A 22,472-nucleotide genomic window follows, 5' to 3' on the forward strand; every position below is an offset into this window, starting at 1 on the left:
CAGGACTAGGGGGATCCCAGTCCCTTCTGTCCCGCCGGGGGGCAGTCATGACCGTTCGGAGCGAAGTTCGTGCACCAGGACCCGCAGCGCCCGCGGCCCGATGATCAGCCGTACCAGTCCCACCCGACGCACCAGCCGTACCCGCCGTACCAGCAGGACCTGTCGTACCAACCCGATGGCCGGCCCGCGTACGGCAACGAGGCGTACGTCCCCCCGCACATATCCGAGCCCCCGCACATACCCGAGCCCCCGCGCACGCCCGAGCCCCCGCGCCGCTCCCGCCGCGCCCGCTCCCGCCGCCTGCCGTGGATCGGCGCGGCCATGGCCTTCGTGCTCCTCCTCGGCGGCGGTGGCTTCGCCGCCTGGAAGCTGGACTGGTTCTCCGGCAACGGCTCCTCGGTGAGCTTCGGCACGACCCCGCCCTCCGCCGACACCGGAGCGGCGCAGGGCAGCCCGGGCAAGGCCTCCGCGAGCCCGCCCGCGCCGACCGGCGACCCGGACGTACAGCTCGCGACCGGCCCGGCCTCCGCGTTCAAGCAGACCGCCAAGCTCGACGACGGCACGATCATCGCCAAGACCCGCCTCAAGGGCGCCAAGTCCGGCTTCGAGGGCGACGTCTGGGTGTGGACGCCGAAGGAGTACGGCGAGGCGAAGTACGCCAAGAGCGGCTTCCCGGTGCTCATCGCGCTCCCCGGCGGCAACGGCTTCCCGGACAACTACTGGGCCGACCGCAGCCTCGGCCTCCAGAAGGCCATCAGTGAAGGCGTCAAGGCCGGCACCAGCCTCCCGTTCATCGTGATCATGCCGGTGCTCAACCCGGACCCGAAGTACTACTACGACGGCTCCGATATCCCCGGGAAGCCCAAGATGGGCACCTGGATCGCCGAGGACGTCCCGGACTTCACCCGCGCCAACTTCCGTACGTACAAGTCCCGCGACGGCTGGGCCTTCATGGGCTCCTCCTCCGGCGCCTTCGTCGGCATGAAGCAGGTCCTCCAGCACCCGGACAAGTTCAAGGCCGTGATCGCCAGCGGCGGCGAGATCGTCCCCGACTCGCCGTTCTGGAAGGGCCACCAGGCGGAAATGGACGCGAACAACCCCGAGAAGCTCGCCCAGAAGCTGATCGACACGGGCGGCCCCGAGGTCTACATCAACTTCCAGATCGGGACCAAGGAGAGCGGCAAGGAGCGCATGACGCAGTTCCGGCAGAAGTACGCCAAGGGCCCGGTCAAGATGACCATCCGCGACATCCAGAACGGCGAGCACAACGGCTGGCACTACGTGCGCGGCATGAAGGAAGGCTCGCTGGAGTGGGTCAGCAAGGTGCTCAAGGGGCCGAAGCCCGAGGCGGGCTGACCTCGATCGGACGCACCCGCGCGGGGGAGCGGCGCCCGCGCGCACCGCGTACGGCGCGCTTCCCCCACGTGGCGCTCGCCACGTCCACCCGTCCCAGGCAACCCATCCGGTCGTTCATACCTCTGTTAGGGATGTAAGGGGGACCAAACGGTCCAACCCGCGCTCCCGGAGGGCGCCGGAGAAGGAACGGGAACGAGCCGTGCACCAAGACCTGCAGGGTGAAGCCGCCGCCACGACCGAGAGCGCGGGTCCGGCGGCCGAAGGCGGCGCCGCCGCGACCGGGAACCACGCCGCCGCGACCGGGAACCACGCCGCCGCGACCGGGGGCCGCCGCCCCACGCGGCGGCTGCGCCTGATCCTGATCAGCGGGGGCCTCGGGCTCACCCTCCTGGCGGGCGGCGGGGCGGCCGCGTACCACTACGACCTCTTCTCGGACATAGGCGATCCCGTCTCCTTCGAGAAGCCCCGGCCCGCGGTCTCCGCCGCCTCGCACGCCCAGCCCGGCGTGCTCATGCCGACCGGGCCGAAGGCCTCGTTCGTCCGGACCTCCCGGCTGCCGGACGGCACCCAGATCGCCAAGACCACCCTGACGGGCGAGAAGTCCGGGTTCAAGGGCGACGTGTGGGTGTGGGTGCCGAAGCAGTACGACGACCCGGCGTACGCCGACAGCGCCTTCCCGGTCCTGATCTCCCTGCCCGGCGGCCGCGGCTACCCCACGAACTACTGGGGGACGGGCCCCGGCCTCGGCCTCCAGCAGGCCGTGAGCGACGGGGCGAAGTCCGGCAAGAGCCTGCCCTTCATCCTGATCATGCCGGTGATCAACGCCGACACCAAGCACCACTTCGACGGCTCCGACATCCCCGGCCAGCCCAAGATGGGCACCTGGATGGCCGAGGACGTCCCGGATTTCGCGAAGGCCAATTTCCGGACGTTCACCTCCCGCGACGGCTGGGCCTTCATGGGCTCCTCATCGGGCGGTTTCGGAGCCCTCAAGCACGTCCTGAAGTACCCCGACCGCTTCAAGGCGGCCATCGCGAGCGGGGTCGACACCGCCCCCGACTCCCCGCTGTGGCAGGGAAACACGCGGGCCATGGACGAGAACAACCCGGAGAAGCTCGCCGCGAAGCTGATCGCGGCGGGCGGTCCCGAGATCTACGTCAACTTCCAGATCGGCACCAAGGAAACCGGCCGGGAGAAGGCCGAGCGGTTCATCGAGGACTACGGCAAGGGCCCCGTGCACGCCAAGCTGCAAGTGATCCAGGATGGTGAGCACAACGGGAAGTCGTACGTACGCGGGATGAGGGAGGGTGCGCTGGAGTGGATCAGCAAGGTGATGTCCGCACCCACCCCGAAGCCCCGGCCGGCCCCGAGCGGCGGCGCGAGCGGCGCCGCCTCGCGGTGAGCCCCGGCATCAAGGGGATCGGGATCGGCTCGGCCGCCCTCGCGGGGGTCGCCGCGCTGCTCGCCGTGGTGTTCGTCGACTCCGGCGGTTACGAGGACCGCGCGGCGCTCCCCTTCCCCACCGTCGGCGTCCTCATGGCGGGCGGCGAGCACTGGTGCACGGCCAGCGTCGTCGACAGCCCGCAGGGCAATGTCGTCGCCACCGCCGCGCACTGCGTGGCCCCCGCGGGCGAGGACGGCCGGCCGGGCGAGGCCGCGCACGACGGGCTGGCCATCGGCGAGCTCTCCTTCGCCCCCGCCTTCTCCGGCGAGGGCTCCGGGCAGCGGCCCCTCGGGCTGTGGAAGGTGCGTTCCGTCCAGGTCGACGAGCGCTGGAGCAAGTGGGGCGAGGACACCGCCGACTTCGCCTTCCTCAGCGTCGAACCGGATGCGGAGGGGCGCAGCCTGCAGGAGGTCGTCGGCCGCGGGGAGGCCCCGAAGCCCGTCTGGACCTCCGGCTACGAGCGGGACGTGACCGTCGTCGGCTATCCGGAGTCCGAGCACAACCCCGAGAACAAGCCCGTCGCCTGTACGACGCAGAGCCGGCACGACGAGGACGACCCCGACATGCTCTACATCAACTGCGCGGGGTTCTGGACGGGGACGAGCGGCAGCCCGTGGATCGCCGACCGCGGTGGGCCGGGGCGGCCGGGGCAGCTCATCGGGGTGCTGAGCGGCGGGGACACCGACGTGGACTCCACGGCCGCGCTGTTCGACGACCGGGCGAAGGCCCTCTACGAGCGGGCGGCGAAGGCCGGGGACTGAGGTCCTGCCGGCCCCTCAGCCGCGGCGCTCCGTGCTCACGATCACGCACACCGCCGCCACGACGATCGCGCCACCGAGCAGGATCGGCCAGGTCAGGGCCTCGTCGAGGATGAGTCGGCCCAGGGCGACGGCCACGACCGGATTGACGTAGGCGTACGTGGCCACCAGCGAGAGCGGAGCCGCGCGCAGCAGCCACACGTACGCGGTGAAACCGACGAGCGAGCCGAACAGCACGAGGTAGCCGAGGGCCAGCCAGGACGCGGTGGAGTACGAGGTGAGGTCCAGCCCGTGCTGTTCGCCGCGGCTCAGGCCGACGAGGATCCCGCCGGTCCCGCCCGCGAGCATCTGGTACGCGCTGCCGGTGAAGGGGTTCGCGGGCAGGGTCAGCTTCGAGCCCGAGAAGGAGCCGAGCGACCAGCACACCGAGCCGGCCAGCACCAGGAGCACCCCGCCGAGCGCGATCTCCCCGCCGAGCCCCGGGCTGGTCAGGACGGCGAGCCCACCGAGGCCCAGCAGGACCCCGGCCAGGGTGCGGGGGGAGGGACGGTCTCCGGAGCCGGCGCGCAGGACGACCAGCCACATGGGGACGGCGGCCACCAGCAGGGCGGCGAGCCCGGAGGGGATCGAGGTCTCGGCGAGGACGACGAGGCCGTTGCCGCCGAGGACCAGCAGCAGCCCGACCAGGACGGCGGAGCGCAGCTGGGCGCCGGTGGCCTTGAGCGCGGCCGGGCCGTCGCGCCAGGCGACGATGCCGGCCAGGAGGAGCCCGGCGGTGATGAAGCGGGCCCCGGCGGAGAGGAACGGGGGCATGGTCTCGACGACGATCCGGATGCCGAGGTAGGTCGAACCCCAGACGACGTACACGAGGGCGAGGGCGATCCAGACACGGGCCGTTGGCGTGAGCATGACGCGGAGCCTATGTCGTTGGCCTCTGCAACGATCCGGAGGTCCCGGACCGGGCCCTCGAGGCGGCCTCCGGGCCGGAGGCCGCCCCGGGGGACGCCCGGGGCCGTCCCGTTCAGGCCGCCGGCGCCGCCAGTCCCGTCTTGGCGCCCGCGCCGCAGAGCGGGACGACCGCGGTGCGGCCCTGGAGGGGGTCGTCGGGGGCGGTGGGGCCGACCGCGGCCCAGCAGGCCGCGGCCGTGGGTTCCACGAAGAGGCCGCGCCGGGCCAGGTCGAGCTGGGCCGCGCGGACGCGGTCGTCGGTGACGGTCAGGAAGGTCCCGCCGGACTTGCGGACGGCCGCCAGGATCTGGCGGGCACGCGGCGGAGCCGGGATCGCGATCCCCTCGGCCAGGGTGGGGAGTTGGGGCACGGCGGCGGCGTCCTCGGCGCCCGCGCGGAAGGCGGCGGCCAGCGGGGCGACGGCCGCCGACTGGACGGCGATCAGCGTCGGCGGCCGGACCCCGCGCAGGGCCAGCTCCTCCACTGCCAGCGCGGCCCCGAGCAGCAGGGTGCCGTTGCCGACGGGGACGACGATCACCTCGGGCAGGTGGCCGCCCAGCGCCTCCCAGATCTCGTAGACGTACGTCTTGGTGCCGTGCAGGAAGTACGGGTTGAAGACGTGACTGGCGTAGAACACCCCCGGCAGGTCGGCCGCTTCGCGGGCCGCCACCGCCGCCGCCTCGCGGCCGCCCGGCACCACCGTCACCGTCGCGCCGTGTGCGCGCATCTGTTCCGTCTTCTTCGCCGAGGTGCCCTCCGGCACGAAGACCTCGCAGTCCAGTCCGGCCCGCGCGCAGTAGGCCGCGAAGGCCGTCCCGGCGTTGCCGCTGCTGTCCGCCACCACCCGCCGCGGCCCCAGCCGGCGCGCCAGCTCCGCGAGCATCACCGCGCCGCGGTCCTTGAACGACAGCGTGGGCATCAGGAAGTCGAGCTTGGCGTGCACCCGCTCCGCCAGCGGCACCAGCGGGGTGTTCCCCTCCGCCAGCGTGACGGCGAAGGCGCCGGTCAGCGGCAGTGCGGGGCCGTAGCGCCACAGCGAGTGGGGGCCGGCCGCGGGATCCAGCACGGCGGCCGGGTCGGGGGCGAAGTCGAGGTCCCACGGGCCGCCGCAGACCGGGCAGCACCAGGGCGCCGTCCGCGCGTCGGCGCGGGTGCCGTCTTCGGCGCAGACGTAGCCGGGTAGTGCGTGCGTCATGTGCGGTGAGCCTTTGCTCGTTCATGGCTGAGGTATGGCACGGATGTTACGCGTTCGTTGTCCTCTTGTGGTGGAGCGACTCCGTGGGTCAACCTTTCGTCAGCGGCGCATCGTTGAGCCGAATTGCTTGTCATGGGCATGGCTAAAAACCATGCCCTGGCGACAGGTCCGACGACCGCGCACCCCCCCGCAGCGCACCACTTATGAGGAGGACCCCTCAGATGTCCGCGACGCGTCACACCCGCCGGAAGATCACCGGCATCGGAGCGACCGCCACCCTGGCCCTCGCTCTCGGAGCGGCCCTCGCCTTACCCGCCTCGGCCGCCCCGCTCGCCCCGCAGGGCGTCATCGAGAACGCCGGTGCGCAGGGCACCGTCTCCGGCAGCTACATCGTGACCCTGAACGACTCCGCCGCCCGCTCCACCGCCGCCAGCGGCAAGGCCGTGGCCAAGCGGTACGGCGCGAGGATCGACCGGACCTACAGCGCGGCCCTCAACGGCTACTCCGTCGAGGTCTCCGAGGCGCAGGCCAAGAAGCTCGCCGCCGACCCCGCGGTCAAGTCCGTCGTGCAGAACCGGGTGTTCACCGTCGACGCCACCCAGCCCAACCCGCCCTCCTGGGGCCTGGACCGGATCGACCAGGCGGCGCTCCCGCTGAACCAGAGCTACACCTACCCGGACAAGGCCGGCGAGGGTGTGACGGCGTACATCATCGACACGGGCGTCCGCAAGACGCACCAGGACTTCGGCGGCCGCGCCTCCGACGGCTACGACGCCATCGACAACGACAACACCGCCCAGGACGGCCACGGCCACGGCACCCACGTCGCCGGCACCGTCGCGGGCACCTCGTACGGCGTGGCCAAGAAGGCGAAGATCGTCGGCGTCCGCGTGCTCAACAACCAGGGCTCGGGCACGACGGCCCAGGTCGTCGCCGGCATCGACTGGGTGACCCAGAACGCCGTCAAGCCGGCCGTGGCGAACATGTCGCTCGGCGGAGGCGCGGACTCCGCGCTCGACACCGCCGTGCGCAACTCCATAGCCAGCGGCATCACCTACGCCGTCGCGGCGGGCAACGAGACGGCCAACGCCTCCACCAAGTCCCCGGCGCGCGTCGCCGAGGCGATCACGGTGGGCGCCACCACCAACACGGACGCCAAGGCCAGCTACTCCAACTTCGGCACCGTCCTGGACCTCTTCGCGCCGGGCTCCTCGATCACCTCCTCGTGGGGCACGGGCGACACGGCCACCAACACCATCTCGGGCACCTCGATGGCCTCTCCGCACGTCGCGGGCGCGGCCGCCCTCTACCTCGCGGACAACCCGGGCAGCACCCCGGCCCAGATCTCCGCGGGCCTCGTCGCCGCCTCGACCCCGAACGTGGTGACCAGCCCCGGCACCGGCTCCCCGAACCGCCTGCTCCGCGTCGGCACCGGTACCACCCCGCCCAACCCGGGCACCCGCTTCGAGAACCCGAACGACTACGCGATCGCCGACAACTCCACCGTCGACTCGCCGATCACCGTCAGTGGGATCTCCGGCAACGCCCCGGCCACGCTGAGCGTCTCGGTCGACATCAAGCACACCTACATCGGTGACCTGAAGGTCGACCTCGTCGCCCCCGACGGCACCCTGTACAACCTGCACAACCGCAGCGGCGGCAGCGCGGACAACATCATCAAGTCCGTCACGGTCAACGCCTCCTCCGAGGTGGCCAACGGAGTGTGGAAGCTCCGGGTCAACGACAACGCGAACATCGACACCGGAAAGATCGACTCCTGGGCGCTCCAGTTCTGACCCTGACGAGGTCAGGGACGCGATGAACCCGGCGGGGGCGACCGTTTCGACGGTTGCCCCCGCTGCGTACCATTCGCGCATTCGTTCGCCCGCTTCTGGAGCCCCGTGAGCACCCAGCCCCCGCCGCCCCCGCACCTCTGGCCCGCCCCGCCCCCGCAGGGGTACGGGTACGGGCCGCCCCTGCTCAACGGCTTCGCGCTCGCCTCCCTGCTCGTCGGGCTGCTCTGCTTCCCACCGCTGGGCATCGTCTTCGGGGTCGTGGCCCTCGTGCAGATCGCGAAGAAGGGCGAGCGGGGCAAGGGGCTCGCCGTCTGCGGGCTGGCGGTGTCGGTCCTGCTGTCCGGAGTCCTGGTCTTCGCCACCGGGCGGGCCGCGGACACCTTCTTCGAGCGGGCCCGCGCGATGGGCGCGGCCGAGCCCTACGAGGACGTCGAGGGCGAGCTGACCGACTTCGCGGAGCTGGGCGTCGGAAGCTGCTTCAACGTCCCCGGCGGGGACCTGCTCGCCGAGGACCCCTTCGTGTACCGGATCGCCTGTACGGAGGTCCACGACGCCGAGGTCACCCTCGCGCACTCGCTGAGCGGGCCGCGGTTCCCCGGCGAGGAGGAGCTGAAGGAGTCGACGGCCCGGGAGTGCTGGCGCGCCCAGGACGCGTACGCGATGGACACCTGGGCACTGCCCCCGTACGCGGAGATGTTCTACTTCGCGCCCTCGCGCGCGACGTGGGAGGACGGGGAGCGGCGGCTGGTGTGCGTGATCGGCACGGCGGAGCAGGAGCAGCGGGGCAGTCTGCGCAAGGATGCCGGAATGCTGGAACCGGACCAGGTGGCCTTCCTGCACGCGATGAACGAGGCCGATCTGGCGCTGGGCCACGCGCCCGACGAGGACGTGGACGAGGCGCTGGAGGAGTACCGGGCCTGGGCGCGGGAGATGGACGAGGTGCTGGCCGCGGAGGCGCGGATGCTGGACACGGCGAAGGCGCGGCCGCGGGTGGCCGGGCCGGCGGGAGTGCAGGGGGACCGGGTGGAGGCGGCGCGGCGGCAGTGGCGGCGGGCCGCGGAGGCGACGACCGGGGACGGGTTCGTGAAGGCCTGGGACCAGGCGCTCGAGGAGCTGCCGGTCGCGACGGAGAAGGCGCTGCGCGGGGCGTACGGTCTGTCGACGACGGTGCCGGAGTGGCTGGAGGAGCCGCAGGGTGACGGCTCGGGTGCGCCGAGCCGGGCGCCGTCCGTGGAGCAGGCGACGATGGTGCCCGTGTGACGGGTGGGTTTGAGTGACCTGGCTTCATCACTTCGGGTGAAACTCTGGCCTTTGCTTGCGATGGACAACCGTCGGTTGCCAGGCTGTAGCTGTCTGTCAACCTGATGGGAGTGGCCTGTGACTTTCGGCGAGCAGCCGGCCTATCTGCGCGTCGCCGGGGATCTGCGACGGAAGATCGTCGATGGGTCCCTGCCTCCGCACGCCCGGCTCCCTTCGCAGGCCCGGATCCGTGAGGAGTACGGGGTCTCCGACACGGTGGCCCTGGAGGCGCGCAAGGTCCTCATGGCGGAGGGCCTGGTCGAGGGCCGGTCCGGATCCGGCACGTACGTGCGCGAGCAGCCGGTCCCGCGGCGCGTCGCCCGCTCCGGCTACCGCACCGGCGGGGTCTCGACCCCTTTCCGGCAGGAGCAGGCGGAGGCGGGTGCGCGCGGCACCTGGGACTCCAGCAGCGAACAGGCCGCCGCCCCGGCGGACATCGCGAAACGGCTCGGCATCGAGCCGGGCGAGCGGGTGATGCGGACGCGGTACGTCTACCGCGACGCGGGCGAGGCGATGATGCTGTCGACCTCCTGGGAGCCGCTCGCGGTGACCGGCCGGAGCCCGGTGATGCTGCCGGAGGAGGGGCCGCTGGGCGGGTCCGGGGTGGTGGACCGGATGGCCGCGATCGACGTGGTCGTGGACAACGTGGTCGAGGAGGTCGGTGCGCGGCCGGGGCTGGCGGAGGAGAACATGCAGCTCGGCGGGGTGCCGGGGCATGTGGTGCTGGTGATCGGCCGCACGTACTTCGCGTCCGGCCGCGCCGTCGAAACCGCCGACGTCATCGTCCCGGCCGACCGCTACCGCCTGGCGTACCACCTGCCGGTGAGGTGAACCCGGGCGGCCCGGCCCCCGCGCGGCGCGCTGCCGTGCGGAGTGCCGGGTGCCGGGTCCGGGCCCCGTGCGGCGCCGCTCCCGGGGACCAGCCCCCGGACCCCCGCTCCTCAAACGCCGGAGGGGCTGAATTCGGAGAGCTGAGCTGCGGGCACGTGCAGGCTGACGCCGGCGAAAATCCAGCCCCTCCGGCGTTTGAGGAGCGGGGGCGCGGGGGCTGGCCCCCGCAACGGCGGCGAGCCGGAACGCATCGGCGGGAGCCCGGCGGTGAGGTTCCGGAAGGCGGACAGGGGGTCCGCGGGGTGTAACCCCGCCGTCACGCCGGGTCCGGGGGCGTAACCGCCGGGCAATGCCCAAGGGTGACGGGCCGTCACGGAAGCGGCCTACCTTCCGGCGGTATGACCGATACCGTCACCACCGCCCCGGCCCCCGCGCCACCCCGCCGGAGCTACGCGAAGCTCGCCGCCGACGAGAGCCGCGAGGACTACTCGCTCAGGTACGCGCCCCACTCCTTCCGCCGCTGGGGCCCCGGCACCGTCGCCGGCACCGCGCTCGGCGGCATCGCCTACCTCGCCGACTTCGCCATCGGCGCCTCCATCGTCTTCGCCTACGGCTTCACCAGCGGGGCCGCCGCGATCCTGGCGGCCGCCGCCGTCATCTTCCTGACCGGCATCCCCATCGCCCGTGCCTGCGCGAAGTACGGCCTGGACATGGACCTGGTCACCCGGGGCGCGGGGTTCGGGTACTTCGGTTCCACCCTCACCTCCCTCATCTACGCCTCCTTCACCTTCATCTTCTTCGCGCTCGAGGGCTCGATCATGGCGCAGGCCATGCACCAGGCCGTCGGCCTGCCGGTGGAGATCGGGTACCTGATCACCACGCTCATCGTCATCCCGATCGTCTTCAAGGGGATGGGCGCCCTCGCCAAGGTGCAGGCCTGGACCCAGCCGATCTGGCTGATCGGGCTGGTCCTGCCCTTCCTGGTGCTCGCCTTCGAGGCCCCCGACGCCTGGGGCGCCTTCGCGCACTTCGGCGGTACGGAGGGAGCCGGGTCCGGCTTCTCCTGGATCGGCTTCGGTTTCGGTACCGGCATCGCGCTCTCGCTCATCGCGCAGATCGGCGAGCAGGCCGACTACCTGCGGTTCATGCCCGCCAAGACCCCGGCCAACAGCCGCCGCTGGAACGTCGCCGTACTCGCCGCCGGCCCCGGCTGGGTGATCATCGGCGCCGCCAAGCAGCTCGGCGGGGCCTTCCTCGCCTTCGTCGCCCTGGAAGCCGTCGGCAAGACCCACGCGCTGGAGCCGATCGCCCCGCAGCTGGAGGCGCTGCGCCCTTGGCTCGGCGGTCTCGCGCTGCCCGTCGCCGCCCTGTTCGTCATCGTGTCCCAGATCAAGATCAACGTCACGAACGCCTACAGCGGCTCGCTGTCCTGGTCGAACTTCTTCTCCCGGGTGACCCACCGCCACCCCGGTCGCGTCTGGTACATCTTCCTCAACCTCGGCATCGCGCTGACGCTGATGGAGCTCGACATGTTCTCGATGCTCGGCAAGCTGCTGGGCTTCTACTCCAACGTCGGCATCGCCTGGATCGTCGCCGTCGCCGCCGACCTCGTGATCAACAAGCGGCTCGGGCTCAGCCCGCCGTACATCGAGTTCAAGCGGGCCTACCTCTACTCGGTCAACCCGGCCGGTTTCGGCTCGATGGTGATCGCTTCCACCGTCTCGATCCTCGGCTTCTTCGGCCTTTTCGGGACATATGCCGAGGCCTTCTCCACCTTCATCGCGGCCGGACTCGCGCTCGTCCTCTGCCCGCTGATCGCCTGGGCGACGAAGGGGAAGTACTACCTGGCCAGGCCGAACACGGTCAACGGCCCGGACGTGGCCGTCGAAGACGTCACCGCCACGCACCTCTGCGCCGTCTGCGAGTCCGCGTACGAGCTCCCGGACATCGCCGACTGCCCCGTCGTCTCCGGCCCGATCTGCTCGCTCTGTTGTTCCCTCGACGCGACCTGCGGGGACGTCTGCAGGAAGGAGAACGCGGGCGGCGCCGTAATCCTGCCGCTGCCGACCGTGCGCGGGCTCTGAACCGGCGCGCACGGCCCACTCGTACGCATGGCCGGATGCGTACGCCTGCGAGGTACCTCTTCGTGAAAAACCGTATCCGCTGAGTAAAGGTCGGGCGTACGCTCGGGCATATGCGCAATGCGGTTTCCCGGGCAGGTACGTCGGCGGAGGGTGAAACGCGATGAACGACAGCGGTGCCCTGCTCCCGTGGCTGGTCATACGTGAGGACGACAACGGCAACCGCTACCGGGTGGGCCGGTACTCCACCCGGGCCGAGGCCCAGAAGGTCGCCGACAGCCTCGAAAGCAGAGGGCACAAGCAGCTCTACTGGATCGAGCGGCTCGGCCAGGACAGCACCGCAGGCCGGACCGGCACGAGGAACTGAGCAGTGCGGCGCACCCGTCGCCGCTGCCATAGGCTCCGCCCATGACTGTACGAGTGGTCGTGGGCGGAGCCCTTTGTCATGAGGGGCGCCTGCTGGCCGCCCGCCGGAGCGCGCCCCCGGAGCTCGCCGGCCGCTGGGAGCTCCCGGGCGGCAAGGCCGAGCCGGGCGAATCCGTACCCGAGGCGCTCGTACGGGAGCTGCGCGAGGAGCTCGGCGTGGAGACCGAGGCGCTGGAGCGGATCCCGGGGGAGTGGCCGCTGAAGCCCGGCCTCGTCCTGCACGTGTGGACGGCCCGGCTGCTCTCGGGCGATCCGCGCCCGCTGGAGGACCACGACGAGCTGCGCTGGCTGCGGCCCGAGGAGCTGGACTCGGTGGACTGGCTCGACCAGGACCGCCCGGCCGTCGCCGAGGCCGGCCGCAGGCTGAGCGCCGGTGCGGACGCCGAAGCCCGAGCCCACGCCCACGCCGACTCCCACGCCGACGCACACGACGGGGTTCGCGGGGGCCGCGGGGGCGCGTGACGCGCACGCGCTAGGCCGTCTGCGCCACAGTGCGCCGGTCCGTGGGGACTCGAGTGGTACGACGCCGTGAATATCGGGTATGTCGCTATTAATCCCTATCTCGTACTTGTACTCGAGGTTCTGTTCTCCCTGTCGAACCGGACTGGGGTCGCCAGCCGGCCCGGGAAGTGATCGGCGTGATCGACACAGACGGTGAATGCGCCGAATGGGCCTTTCCCGCCGAACCGGGTGCCGTCCGCACCGCCCGCCACGCGGTGCGCGGCACTCTTCGCGACTGGGGTCTCGACTCCGTCGGCGACGTCACCGTACTGCTGGTCAGCGAGCTGGTCACCAACTCCCTGCGGTACGCCTCAGGACCCATCGGAGTCCGTCTCGTACGGCGCAATCCAGCCGCCCGGGACGCTCCGTCGGGTCCGGCACTTCTCGTGGAGGTTTCGGATCCGCTTCCGGATCCACCCCGCGAGCGCGTCGCCGCACCCGACGACGAAGGGGGCCGCGGACTCCACCTCGTGGCCGTCTCCGCACAGCGCTGGGGGACCCGTCACGGGAAGTCGGGCAAGACCGTGTGGTTCGAATTGGCTCTTCCTGGTGAGTAACAAGGTGAGGGGCAGCCGACGATCACAAAGCTTGGCTGGAAAACAACGGGATCTTTTTGTGATCGCGAAGGCCGTGTCGTAGAGCGCCGTGGTGCTGAATACTTCGGTCATGGCCGGTCCGGTTGCGGTGAGCTGGAGGGGACGGTCGCGTGAGCGAGATACCTGTACAGGCACATCAGGCCCGTGTGCCCGGGAAAGCGTCCGGGGAGACCTGGCGCGACTCCCTGTGGCACAGCAGCCCGCCTGGCTCGATATATGACTACATAAAGGTCGCTTCCTTCTCGATCGGGCCCGACGGGCTGATCGACCAGTGGAGTCTGCGCGCCGAGGAACTCTTCGGGCTGACCGCGGCCGAGGCCGTCGGCCGTGACCCCGTCGACGCCTTCATGCCCCCGGAGCTGCGCGCCGGCGCACACCGCAGGGTGGCCGAGATTCTCGACGGCAAGGAATGGACGGGTCTGATCCCCTTCCGGATCCCCGGCGGCGACGGTGCGCACGGGGTGGCCGAGATCTATGTGATGCCGACCCAGACCGAAACCGCCGAGCGGGCCGCGCTCTGCGTCGTGGTCGACGTACGCGCGCTGCGCCGGATCGAATCCGATCTGGCCGCCTCGCAGGCGATATTCGGTCAATCTCCCTTCGGATTCCTGCTCTTCGGTACGGACCTCACCGTGCAGCGGGCCAACCGCCGCTTCGCGACCGTCTTCGGCGGCGCCGCCGAGGAGCACCGCGGCCGCACCGTCCACGACTACCTGCCCGCGCACGAGGCCGACCGGATGGCCGAGGCCCTGCGCAGGGTCCTGGAAACCGGCGACTCGGTCAACGACCTCCAGATCACCGGCGCCGCCCCCGGCAGCCGGGACAACCGCCACTGGTCCATCAACCTCTACCGGGTCCACGGCGGCACCGGCCGCCCCATCGGGGTCGCCGGCATCGGCATCGACGTGACCCGCCGCCACCTCGCCGCCCGCGAGGCCGCCGGGGTCCGGCGCAACCTGGCCCTGCTCAACGAGGCCGGACACCGCATCGGCAACTCCCTCGACCTGGAGACCACCGCCCGCGAACTCCTCGACGTCACCGTCCCCGGCTTCTGCGACCTGGCCGCGGTCGACCTCTACCAGGGGCTGCTGCTCGGCGACGACGACCGCCCCGCCCGCCCGCAGGGCCCCGGCGTGCCCAGCCTGCCCGGCTACGGGCCCGGACGCGCGCCCTCGGCGCCCCTGCGGCGGGTGGCCTTCTCCTCGGCCGTGTCGGACGCGCCGCTGTCCGGTCCGGGCGCGCTGGTCTCCGTAGGGGAGGTGCACCGGTACCCGGCCGGTTCCCCGGGGGCCTTCGCCCTGCGCACGGCGCGGCCGCGGCTGGTGGAGGGCGGCGGACCCGAGTCCGGGGACCTCGTGCAGTCCACGCTCGTGGTGCCGCTGGTCGCGCACGACACGGTGGTCGGGCTCGCGCAGTTCTCCCGCACCAAGGGCAGCGAGCCCTTCGGCGAACGCGACCGGGCGGTCGCGGTGGAGCTCGCCGCGCGCGCCGCCGTCTGCATCGACAACGCGCGGCTCTACCGGCGCGAACACGAGCGCGCGCTGATACTCCAGCGCAGCCTGCTGCCCCCGGGCGACCCGGAGGCCGCCGGACTCGACATCGCCTGCCGCTACCTGCCGGGCAATGCCGCCACCGAGGTCGGTGGCGACTGGTTCGACGTCATCGAGTTGCCCGGGCACCGTACGGCGCTGGTCGTCGGCGACGTCATGGGCCGCGGACTGCGGGCCGCCGTCGCCATGGGCGAACTGCGCACCGCCGTACGGACCCTCGCGCTGCTGGACCTGGAACCGGCGGAGGTGCTGACCGCGCTGGACGAGATCGCCCGGGGCCTCGGCGCACCCGGCGGCTCCCAGCAGGCCTCCCGGGCCGCGCTGTACTCCCGGGACGCCGACCGCTCCGAGGTGTACCTCGCTACGTGCGTCTACGCCGTCTACGACCCGGTCACCCGGCGCTGCACCATCGCCAACGCCGGCCACATGCCGCCGGTGCTGGTCGAACCGGTGGAGGAGGGCGGTACGCCCCGCCCCGGACTGCTCCTGGAGATCCCGACCGGGATGCCGCTGGGCGTCGGCGGGGAACCCTTCGAGGAGGTCGAGGTCGAACTCCCCGAGGGAGCACTGCTCGCGCTCTACACCGACGGCCTCGTCGAATCACGGACGCACCCGCTGGAGGAGGGCCTGCGCGGTCTTCGGGACGCGCTGGCCGACCCGTCGCGCCCCCTGGAGGAGGTCTGCGACCACGTCCTGAACACCCTGGACACCCGGCACGGCGAGGACGACATCGCGCTGCTGATGGCCCGGGTCCAGGGCCTTCCGGTGGACGCGGTCGGCGACTGGCAGCTCCCGCGCGAGGCACGCTCGGTGGGCCGGGCCCGCGAGCTGGCCCGGGCGAAGCTGCCCGCGTGGGGTCTGGAGGGACTGCTCGACACCACCGAACTCCTGGTGAGCGAGCTCGTGACGAACGCCCTGCGCTACGGCGAGGGCGAGATCCGGCTGCGCCTCCTGCTGGACCGGACCCTGGTCTGCGAGGTCTGGGACGCCAACCTGGTCCAGCCCCGCCGCCGCCGGGCTCGGGACACCGACGAGGGCGGCCGCGGCCTGCAGCTGGTCGGCCTGCTCTCCGCGGGCTGGGGCACCCGCCGCACCCACCGGGGCAAGACGGTCTGGTTCGAGCTCCCGCTCCCGGGCGCGGTGGCGGAATCGGTGACGGAACTGTCGGCGGAGCAACTGCTGAGCATGTACGGGTGAGCGGGGCCGGGTGAGCCGGGCCGGGTGAGTACGTACGGGTAGGAGGTCCGGGCCCTCGGCGTCAGGGTCCGCAGCCCCTGGTGACACACGCGTACGGGCCGCCCCCGGCAGGCGGAGCGGCCCGCACCGGCAGTTCGGTCAGGCGGCTTTGCCGGTCTTCAGGGCGGCCAGCCGGGCCTCGATCTCCGAGGTCTTGCCGAGGTCGTCCAGCGACTCGAACTGGGCGTCCAGGGAGGAGGCGGCCAGCTCCTGCTTGCCCAGGGCCATGGCCTCCTCGCGGCGGACCTTCTCCTCGAAGCGGGTGATGTCACTGGTCGGGTCCATCACGTCGATGTTCTTGACCGCGTCCATCATCGTGTTCTGCGCCTGCGCGGTCTTGGCCCGCGAGACCAGCTCGTCGCGCTTCGCCGTCAGCTCCGTCAGCTTGGTCTTCATCGAGTCCAGGCCCGACTTCAGCTTGTCCACCACCTCGGTCTGGGCGGCGATCGTCGGCGCGGCCGTGGTCGCCTCCTTCTCCGACTGCATCTGGCGGCCGAGGGCGACCTTCGCGAGGTTGTCGAACTTGTCGGCGTCGGCGGCCGACCCGGACGTCCGCAGCTCGTCGGCCTTCTTGCTCGCCGCGAGGGCCTTGCCGCCCCACTCCGCGGCCGCGTCCACGTCCTCCTTGTGGTCCGCCTCCAGCATCCGCAGATTGCCGATGGTGGTGGCGACGGCCTGCTCCGCCTCGGAGATGTTGTTCGTGTAGTCGCGGATGAGCTGGTCCAGCATCTTCTGCGGGTCCTCCGCCTGGTCCAGCAGGGAGTTGATGTTGGCCTTGGCGAGCTGGGTGACGCGGCCGAGGATGCTCTGCTTGCTCATGTGCGGTGTCTCCTTGGGGACGGGGAAGCGGGGATGGGGGAACGGGGGAGAACGCGGGAAGCGGGGAACGGGGAACGGGGAACGGGGAACGGTGGGAAGGTCCCTGCGAAGGGGGGGCCTGCGAGGCCCCCGGGAAGCGGTGTGTGCGTCAGAAGCGGCCGCCGCCGCCCATGCGGCCGCGGGTGCCGCCGCCGCCGAAGGAGCCGGGGCCGCGCCCGCCGCCCCCGCCGAAGCCGCCGCCGAAGCCGCCCCCGCCCCCGCCGCCGAAGCCGCCTCCGCCGCGGCCGCCGCCCAGGATCTCGCCGAGGATGATCCCGCCGAGCACCGCGCCGCCCATGCCGCCGCCCTGCTGCCGGCCGCCACCGCCGTACGGGTTCTGGTAGCCCCGTACGTCCTGCTCGGCCAGCTGCTGAGCCTGGCGCGCCAGCGAGTCCGCCTGCTGGGCCTCGGCGAGTGCGCCCGCCGGGTCAGAGCCCGCCAGGGACGTGGACCGCTCCAGGTGGCGCTGGGCCTCCGCCAGCCGGGTACGGGCCTGGCTGCCGATCGCGCCCCGGCTGGTGGTGATGTAGTCCGTGGCCGCGCCGATCGCGCTGCGGGCCGTCAGCAGGGCCTGGTCGAGCAGGGCCGCGGCCCGCTGCCGGCCCGACTCCCGCTCGCGGGCCCCGGCCAGCGCCTCGTCGAGGGCCGCGTCGGCCTCCTCCACGCGGCGCAGCGCGTCCAGCGGGTCGTACCGGCCGGCGCTCTGCTCCTGGCGCACGTCGGCCAGTACGGCCTCCGCCCGGCTGATCCGGCCGCGCAGATCGCCGGTCGAGCCCTCGGTGGTGCCGGTCAGCAGCCCGCGCGCGTCGGCGAGGTCCGTGTCCGTCTCGTTGAGCGCGCCCGTCAGCTTCCCGGCCGCCTCCGCCAGCTCCTGCGCGCGCCGTTCCACCGCGTCGACCAGGGTGGCCGCCTGGTCCACCGCGCCCTCGGCCGCCCGGACGTGCACGGCGGCCTTGCCGTTGTCGCCGGTACCGATCGCGGCGCGGGCCTCGCCGAGGCTGGTCGTCGCGAACAGCAGCCGGTCCTTGGCCTGTTCGGGGTTGGAGGCGACCGGGGCCGCCGCGGAGTCCGCGTACTGGCGGCCGAGCGCCGTGAGGGTGGCCTCCGCCGTGGTCGTACGGCCCGTCAGGGCGCGGAAGTGGGCCTCCACGGTCTCGAGCGCCTGCGGTGCGTTCTTCTCCAGGTCCCGCAGCCGGTCGAAGTCCGCCGACTCGGCGTCGAGCCGCCGGCTCGCCTCCGTACAGCGGGCCACGATCTCGTCGAGCATCCGGCGGCGGGTGGCGTCGTCCTCCGGGTACGCGTCGTCGAGCTGCTGGCGCAGCCGGAACGCGGCCGTCAGCTCGCCCTTCCCGAACTCCACCGCCTGCGTGAAGGCCGACACCGCATCCTCGCCGAACTGCGCGGTGGCGAAGCCGAGTTCCTCGGTGCTGGTGCGGATCGCGTCGTCGGTCTCCACCAGCAGGGCCTTGGCCTTGGTGTCCAGCTCCGGCAGGGAGAGCGGGGCGGGGCCCTGCCCGGACCAGCCGGTGGTCTTGGAGCCGCCGCCGCTGCCGCCCGCCTGCTTGCGCTTGCGGCGGGTGTACGCGTACGCCCCGAGGGCGCCGGCCGCGCCGACCGCGACCACCGGGAGGACGAAGTCCCCGGCGCCGCTCTCGCCGCCGCCCGCCGCGGCGCCTCCGGGGTCGGCCTCGCCGGGGACGACGGCCGGCACCGGTACGGGCTGTCCGCCCAGGACGGCGTCGTAGCCGTTGGCGGCGCCGATCGCGGCGCCCGCCCAGTCGTTCTGCCTGAGGGCCGGCTCGATGGCGGTCTGCGCGACCGCCGCGAGCTGCTCCTTGGTGAATCCCGAGTCGACATCGGCCGAATAGGCGTACTGCCGGGCGCCGGTGGCGATGGCCAGCAGGACGTCGTTCTGGCCGAGGCCGTTCTTCTGGGCGGTGGCGTCGGCCCAGCTCTGCGCGGACCGGTCGGAGAAGTCGCGCACGTACGTGACGAACAGCTGGACCTTGCGGTCGGCGTACAGCTTGTCCAGCGCGGCGGTGACCTCGGCCTTGCGGTCGCCCAGGGCGCCCACCCGGTCGGTGATCTGCCCCTGCTGGGACAGGGTGACGGGATCGTCGGCCCGGGCGGCCGGGGCGGTGGCCGTCGTCCAGCCGGCGAGCGCGAGCAGCGCGGCGGCGAGGGCGAGGCCGGTCCGGGCGGGTATCCCGGTGGTGGTGCGTCTCTTCGTGCTGCTTCTCGGCGGAGTCACATTTGGGAGAGTATGGGCGGTTTCACCCTCCCGCACCCCGAGACCCGTGCCCTACGGCAGGCCGTACGCGGTCAGTTCCGGACGGGACAGGACCAGGTGGTCGCCGATCAGCAGGGCGTCGGCCGCGGCCAGGGGCGGGTGGTCCCAGTACCGGCGCGGTCGGCCCGAAGCCGGGTCCAGGACCGCCGCGTACGGGTCCGGCGAGCGGCCGAGGAGACCGCGCCGGCCGCCCTGGGGGACCTTGACGTACAGGCCGCCCGGACGCAGTCCCAGCAGTTCGAGCCCGCACCCCGCTCCGGCGCACCGGGCCGCCTGGCGCTGCCAGCGCAGGGCGCCCGTCCCGGCGTCGAGCGCGAGGACCAGGTCCCAGCCCTCCGGATCGTGCGAGGCCGCGTACACCGTGCCGCGTTCGACCAGCAGGCCCTTTGCCGGGGCGCCCAGGGCGAAGCGCCACAGCTCCCGGCCGGAGCCCTGGTCCAGGGCCAGCAGCGAACCCTCGTCCAGGAGGTGGACCAGGCCGCCTCCGGACAGCCGCGGATCGTGCAGCGTGCGCGCCGTGGGGCCGGCCCGCCGGAAGGACCACACCGGCCGGCCGGTCGGCAGGTGCAGCGCCTGCAGCCGCAGCACGTCCGCGAGGACCAGGCAGTCGCCCACCGCGGCGGCGGACCGCGTCGCCGGGTCGGCAAGGGCGCGCCGCCACAGGACCTCGCCCGTCGCCGCCCGCAGCGCGGTCAGGTCCCCCGGCGCACCGTGCACCAGCACCGGCCCGGCGCTGCGCAGCGACCGCGGCCCGAACTGCTGCGCCCGCCCCGTGCCGGGCAGGTCCCGCCACCACCGCACCCGCCCGTCGCGCGGCTCGCGCGCCAGCAGCCGTACCCCGGGCGCGCCGTCCCGCCGGACCTCCACGTACACCGTGGCCGCGTCCGCCGCGCAGGACACCAGGAGCGGCCCGGTCCCGGGCAGCGGGGGCGCGGCCGCCACACCCTCGTCGGAGCGGGCCGTCCAGCGGGTCGCCCCCTCCTCGGCCCCTACGCAGCCCACCTCGGTCCCGGACCGCCACACCACGTGGGCGCCTGCCGCGTACGTGGCGTCCGGCCGGGCACCCGTGCGCCACTCCAGGGCCCCGGGCTCGTGACGCCGCTTGGGCGCGGGGCCCGTCGGGCGTACGGAGGCAGGCGCCTGCGGGCCGCCCAGGGCTCTGATCCCGGGCGGGGCCGGGCTCCCGGCGCCGGCGGCCGCCTCCGCCAGCCAGGGAGTCCGGCCCGTCCCCACGCAGAGCCGGGCGGCAAGGGCCAGCCGCAGGGCCCGCTGCGCCGGGTCCGGCAGGTTCCGCGCCCGGCCCGCCCACTCCCGCGCCGCGCCCGGGTCGAGCGGCGGCCGGGTGTCCTGCTCCCGGTGGGCCCGGGCCGTGGCCAGCGAGGCCAGGGCGTGGTCGGCCTTCGCGTCGGCGGCCTCCCCGGGGCGGCCGCCCAGCAGCGCGTCGGCCTGGCTCAGCTGCCGCTCCGCCGCGTCGAACCGGCCCTCTCCGGTGTGGTGCGCCGCCTCCTCGCGCAGCCAGGCCGCCCGCTCCTCCAGGAACCGCGGCAGCTCCTCCTCGGCCTGCTCCAGCGCCCTGGCCCCGCCCGCCGGGTCCCCGGCCCCGAAACGGTCCCGCGCCACCTGGCACAGCGCCAGCAGCCTTCCCCCGGCGGAGCCGATGCGCTCGCTCAGCCGCAGGGCCGCCGCCACATCGTGCGGGGCGACGGCCACCACCATGTCGTAGGTGGCGGCCCCGCGCAGCGCGGGGTCCGGTATCAGCGCCAACTGCAGCTCCGCCTCCGCGGGATCGGCCGCCGCGACGGCCGTGGCGACGCGGGCCCGGAGCCGTTTGTCCGCCATGCCGTCCGCGAAGTGGTCCTCGGCGATCCGGGCGGCCTGCCCGGGGGCCACCACGGCCAGCTCCTCCGCCACCGCGCACAGCGGGCCCGCCCGGTGGGAGCCGAACACCGTGAACAGCGCCTGCTGCGCCTCGGTCAGCAGCCGCCGGGCACGCGCCGGCGCGCGGGTGGAGGTGGCCCTGGCCAGGCGGGTCAGCAGCTCGGCCACCCGCGCCCCGTCACCGCGGCCGCCCTCCCACGCCGCGATCTCGGCGTCGCCGAGCAGCCGCCCCGCGAGCTCCGCGTCGAACCGCGCCGCGGCGTCGGCGGCCACGGTCAGCACCTCGATGCGCGCCTCGTCCCCGGGCTCCAGCGCCCGCAGCCCGACCTCGACCTCCAGCAGCAACTCCCTTACGAATTCCCGCACATACGCGGGCACAACCCCGACCTCCACCCCGCCGATGACGGGGGCCTCAGCCTCGCCCGTGACGGGGGTCTCAGCCTCGCCCGTGACGGGGGCCTCAGCCCCGCCCGTGACGAGGGTCTCCACCCCGCCCGTGACGCGGGTCTCCGCCCCGCCCCCGACGTCCGTGCCGCTCCCGGTCCCAGCCCGTGCCCCCTCCCCGGTCAGGGGCTCCGTCAGGGGCTCCGCCAGCAGGGCCCGTAGTGCCGCCGCCGTGGCCCGTGCCGACTCCGGCCGGTGCGCCGGGTCCTTCTCCAGCAGCTGCCGCACCAGCCGCTCCACCTCCGGAGCGACCACCGCACCGGCTTCGCGCAGCGGGAGCGGCCGGTCCTCGATGTGCCGGCGCATCAGGACGTAGGGGACCTCCGCCTCCCCGAAGGGCGGCTCCCCGCTCAGCAGCGCGTACAGCACGCCTCCCAGCGCGTACAGATCGCAGCGGGCGTCCACCCGCTCGCCCCGCCACTGCTCGGGGGCCATGTACGGCGGGCTGCCGAAGATCCGGCCGGTCACCGTCCAGCCGGCCGTGGCGTCCGAGGAGTGCGCGATGCCGAAATCGCAGATCTTGAGCCGCCCGGTGGGCAGCAGGAAGAGATTGGCCGGCTTCAAGTCCCGGTGGATCACGGAGCGTTCGTGTGCGGCGGCCAGTGCCTCCGCGGCCTGGGCGGCCAGGTCCAGCGCCACCGCCACCGGCAGCCCGTCCGGCACCCGGGACAGCGTGGCGCGCAGATCCTCGCCCGCCAGCAGCTCCATCACGATGAAGAGCCGCCCCTCCTCCTGGCCCACGTCGTGCACGACGGTGATGCCGGGATGCTGGAGCTGCGCCCCGATGGTGGCCTCGCGCCGGAAGCGGGCGACCGCCTCGTCGGACATGGCCGTCTCCAGGAGCACCTTCACCGCCACGGCCCGGTCCAGCGCCGTGTCGTGCGCCCGCCACACCTCGCCGAAGCCGCCCTTGCCGAGCCGCTGTTCGAGGCGGTACCGGCCCGCCAGCTGATCCCCCACCCGCACCGCGAATGCCCCCTGACTT

At 73.1% G+C, this 22,472-nt stretch carries 16 protein-coding genes; 11 read left to right on the forward strand and 5 right to left on the reverse strand.

The features are described 5' to 3' along the window. Positions 1–69: 69 nt before the first annotated feature. The 3 genes from OG247_RS27650 (at position 70) to OG247_RS27660 (ending at position 3,561) form a co-directional block, all read left to right on the forward strand. Positions 70–1,356, forward strand: a complete 1,287-nt coding sequence (locus OG247_RS27650; RefSeq protein ID WP_327254762.1) for an alpha/beta hydrolase — start codon at positions 70–72, stop codon at positions 1,354–1,356. A 199-nt stretch (positions 1,357–1,555) separates the two neighbouring features. Then, positions 1,556–2,758, forward strand: a complete 1,203-nt coding sequence (locus OG247_RS27655; protein WP_442813420.1) for an alpha/beta hydrolase — start codon at positions 1,556–1,558, stop codon at positions 2,756–2,758. After that, positions 2,674–3,561 carry a trypsin-like serine peptidase gene (locus OG247_RS27660; RefSeq protein WP_327254763.1) on the forward strand — a complete coding sequence of 296 codons (888 nt, stop codon included), beginning with the start codon at positions 2,674–2,676 and terminating at the stop codon, positions 3,559–3,561. The genes OG247_RS27655 and OG247_RS27660 overlap by 85 nt, the downstream gene beginning before the upstream one ends. A 15-nt stretch (positions 3,562–3,576) precedes the next feature. On the opposite strand, the gene OG247_RS27665 is transcribed toward OG247_RS27660, so the two are convergent. Together OG247_RS27665 and OG247_RS27670 are read right to left on the reverse strand one after the other, a co-directional pair. Further along, positions 3,577–4,467, reverse strand: coding sequence for an EamA family transporter (locus tag OG247_RS27665; RefSeq protein ID WP_327254764.1), 891 nt, complete (start codon positions 4,465–4,467; stop codon positions 3,577–3,579). Between the two features lie 112 nt (positions 4,468–4,579). After that, positions 4,580–5,701: a pyridoxal-phosphate dependent enzyme gene (locus tag OG247_RS27670; protein ID WP_327254765.1), complete on the reverse strand. Its 1,122-nt coding sequence runs from the start codon at positions 5,699–5,701 to the stop codon at positions 4,580–4,582. A 221-nt stretch (positions 5,702–5,922) separates the two neighbouring features. On the opposite strand from OG247_RS27670, the gene OG247_RS27675 reads away from it, so the two are divergent. The 8 genes from OG247_RS27675 to OG247_RS27710 all read left to right on the forward strand — a co-directional run bounded on the left by OG247_RS27675 (position 5,923) and on the right by OG247_RS27710 (position 15,978). Then, positions 5,923–7,497, forward strand: coding sequence for a S8 family peptidase (locus OG247_RS27675; RefSeq protein WP_327254766.1), 1,575 nt, complete (start codon positions 5,923–5,925; stop codon positions 7,495–7,497). A gap of 105 nt (positions 7,498–7,602) precedes the next feature. After that, positions 7,603–8,757, forward strand: a complete 1,155-nt coding sequence (locus OG247_RS27680) for a DUF4190 domain-containing protein (RefSeq protein WP_327254767.1) — start codon at positions 7,603–7,605, stop codon at positions 8,755–8,757. Positions 8,758–8,874: 117 nt separating this feature from the next. Continuing rightward, the gene (locus tag OG247_RS27685) at positions 8,875–9,627 is read left to right on the forward strand and encodes a GntR family transcriptional regulator (RefSeq protein WP_327254768.1); all 753 of its coding nucleotides are present in this window, start codon (positions 8,875–8,877) and stop codon (positions 9,625–9,627) included. A gap of 398 nt (positions 9,628–10,025) precedes the next feature. Beyond that, positions 10,026–11,711, forward strand: coding sequence for a purine-cytosine permease family protein (locus OG247_RS27690; RefSeq protein ID WP_327254769.1), 1,686 nt, complete (start codon positions 10,026–10,028; stop codon positions 11,709–11,711). Positions 11,712–11,871: 160 nt separating this feature from the next. Next, positions 11,872–12,075: an SPOR domain-containing protein gene (locus OG247_RS27695; RefSeq protein WP_254382854.1), complete on the forward strand. Its 204-nt coding sequence runs from the start codon at positions 11,872–11,874 to the stop codon at positions 12,073–12,075. Between the two features lie 41 nt (positions 12,076–12,116). Next, positions 12,117–12,596, forward strand: a complete 480-nt coding sequence (locus tag OG247_RS27700) for a (deoxy)nucleoside triphosphate pyrophosphohydrolase (protein ID WP_327254770.1) — start codon at positions 12,117–12,119, stop codon at positions 12,594–12,596. A gap of 167 nt (positions 12,597–12,763) precedes the next feature. Beyond that, the gene (locus tag OG247_RS27705; protein WP_327254771.1) at positions 12,764–13,192 is read left to right on the forward strand and encodes an ATP-binding protein; all 429 of its coding nucleotides are present in this window, start codon (positions 12,764–12,766) and stop codon (positions 13,190–13,192) included. Positions 13,193–13,377: 185 nt separating this feature from the next. Continuing rightward, on the forward strand, positions 13,378–15,978 hold the full coding sequence (locus tag OG247_RS27710) for a SpoIIE family protein phosphatase (RefSeq protein ID WP_327257649.1): 2,601 nt from the start codon (positions 13,378–13,380) through the stop codon (positions 15,976–15,978). Positions 15,979–16,116: 138 nt separating this feature from the next. Here OG247_RS27710 and OG247_RS27715 read toward each other — a convergent pair whose 3' ends face one another. From OG247_RS27715 to OG247_RS27725, 3 genes are all read right to left on the reverse strand, one after another. Next, the gene (locus OG247_RS27715; RefSeq protein WP_327254772.1) at positions 16,117–16,836 is read right to left on the reverse strand and encodes a PspA/IM30 family protein; all 720 of its coding nucleotides are present in this window, start codon (positions 16,834–16,836) and stop codon (positions 16,117–16,119) included. A 148-nt stretch (positions 16,837–16,984) separates the two neighbouring features. Next, entirely contained in the window at positions 16,985–19,126 is a 2,142-nt protein-coding gene (locus tag OG247_RS27720) for a TPM domain-containing protein (protein ID WP_442813421.1), read from the reverse strand. 51 nt (positions 19,127–19,177) lie between these two features. Continuing rightward, entirely contained in the window at positions 19,178–22,447 is a 3,270-nt protein-coding gene (locus tag OG247_RS27725) for a serine/threonine-protein kinase (protein ID WP_327254773.1), read from the reverse strand. Positions 22,448–22,472 lie beyond the last annotated feature (25 nt).

This window comes from Streptomyces sp. NBC_01244 (genome assembly GCF_035987325.1).
Lineage (GTDB): Bacteria > Actinomycetota > Actinomycetes > Streptomycetales > Streptomycetaceae > Streptomyces.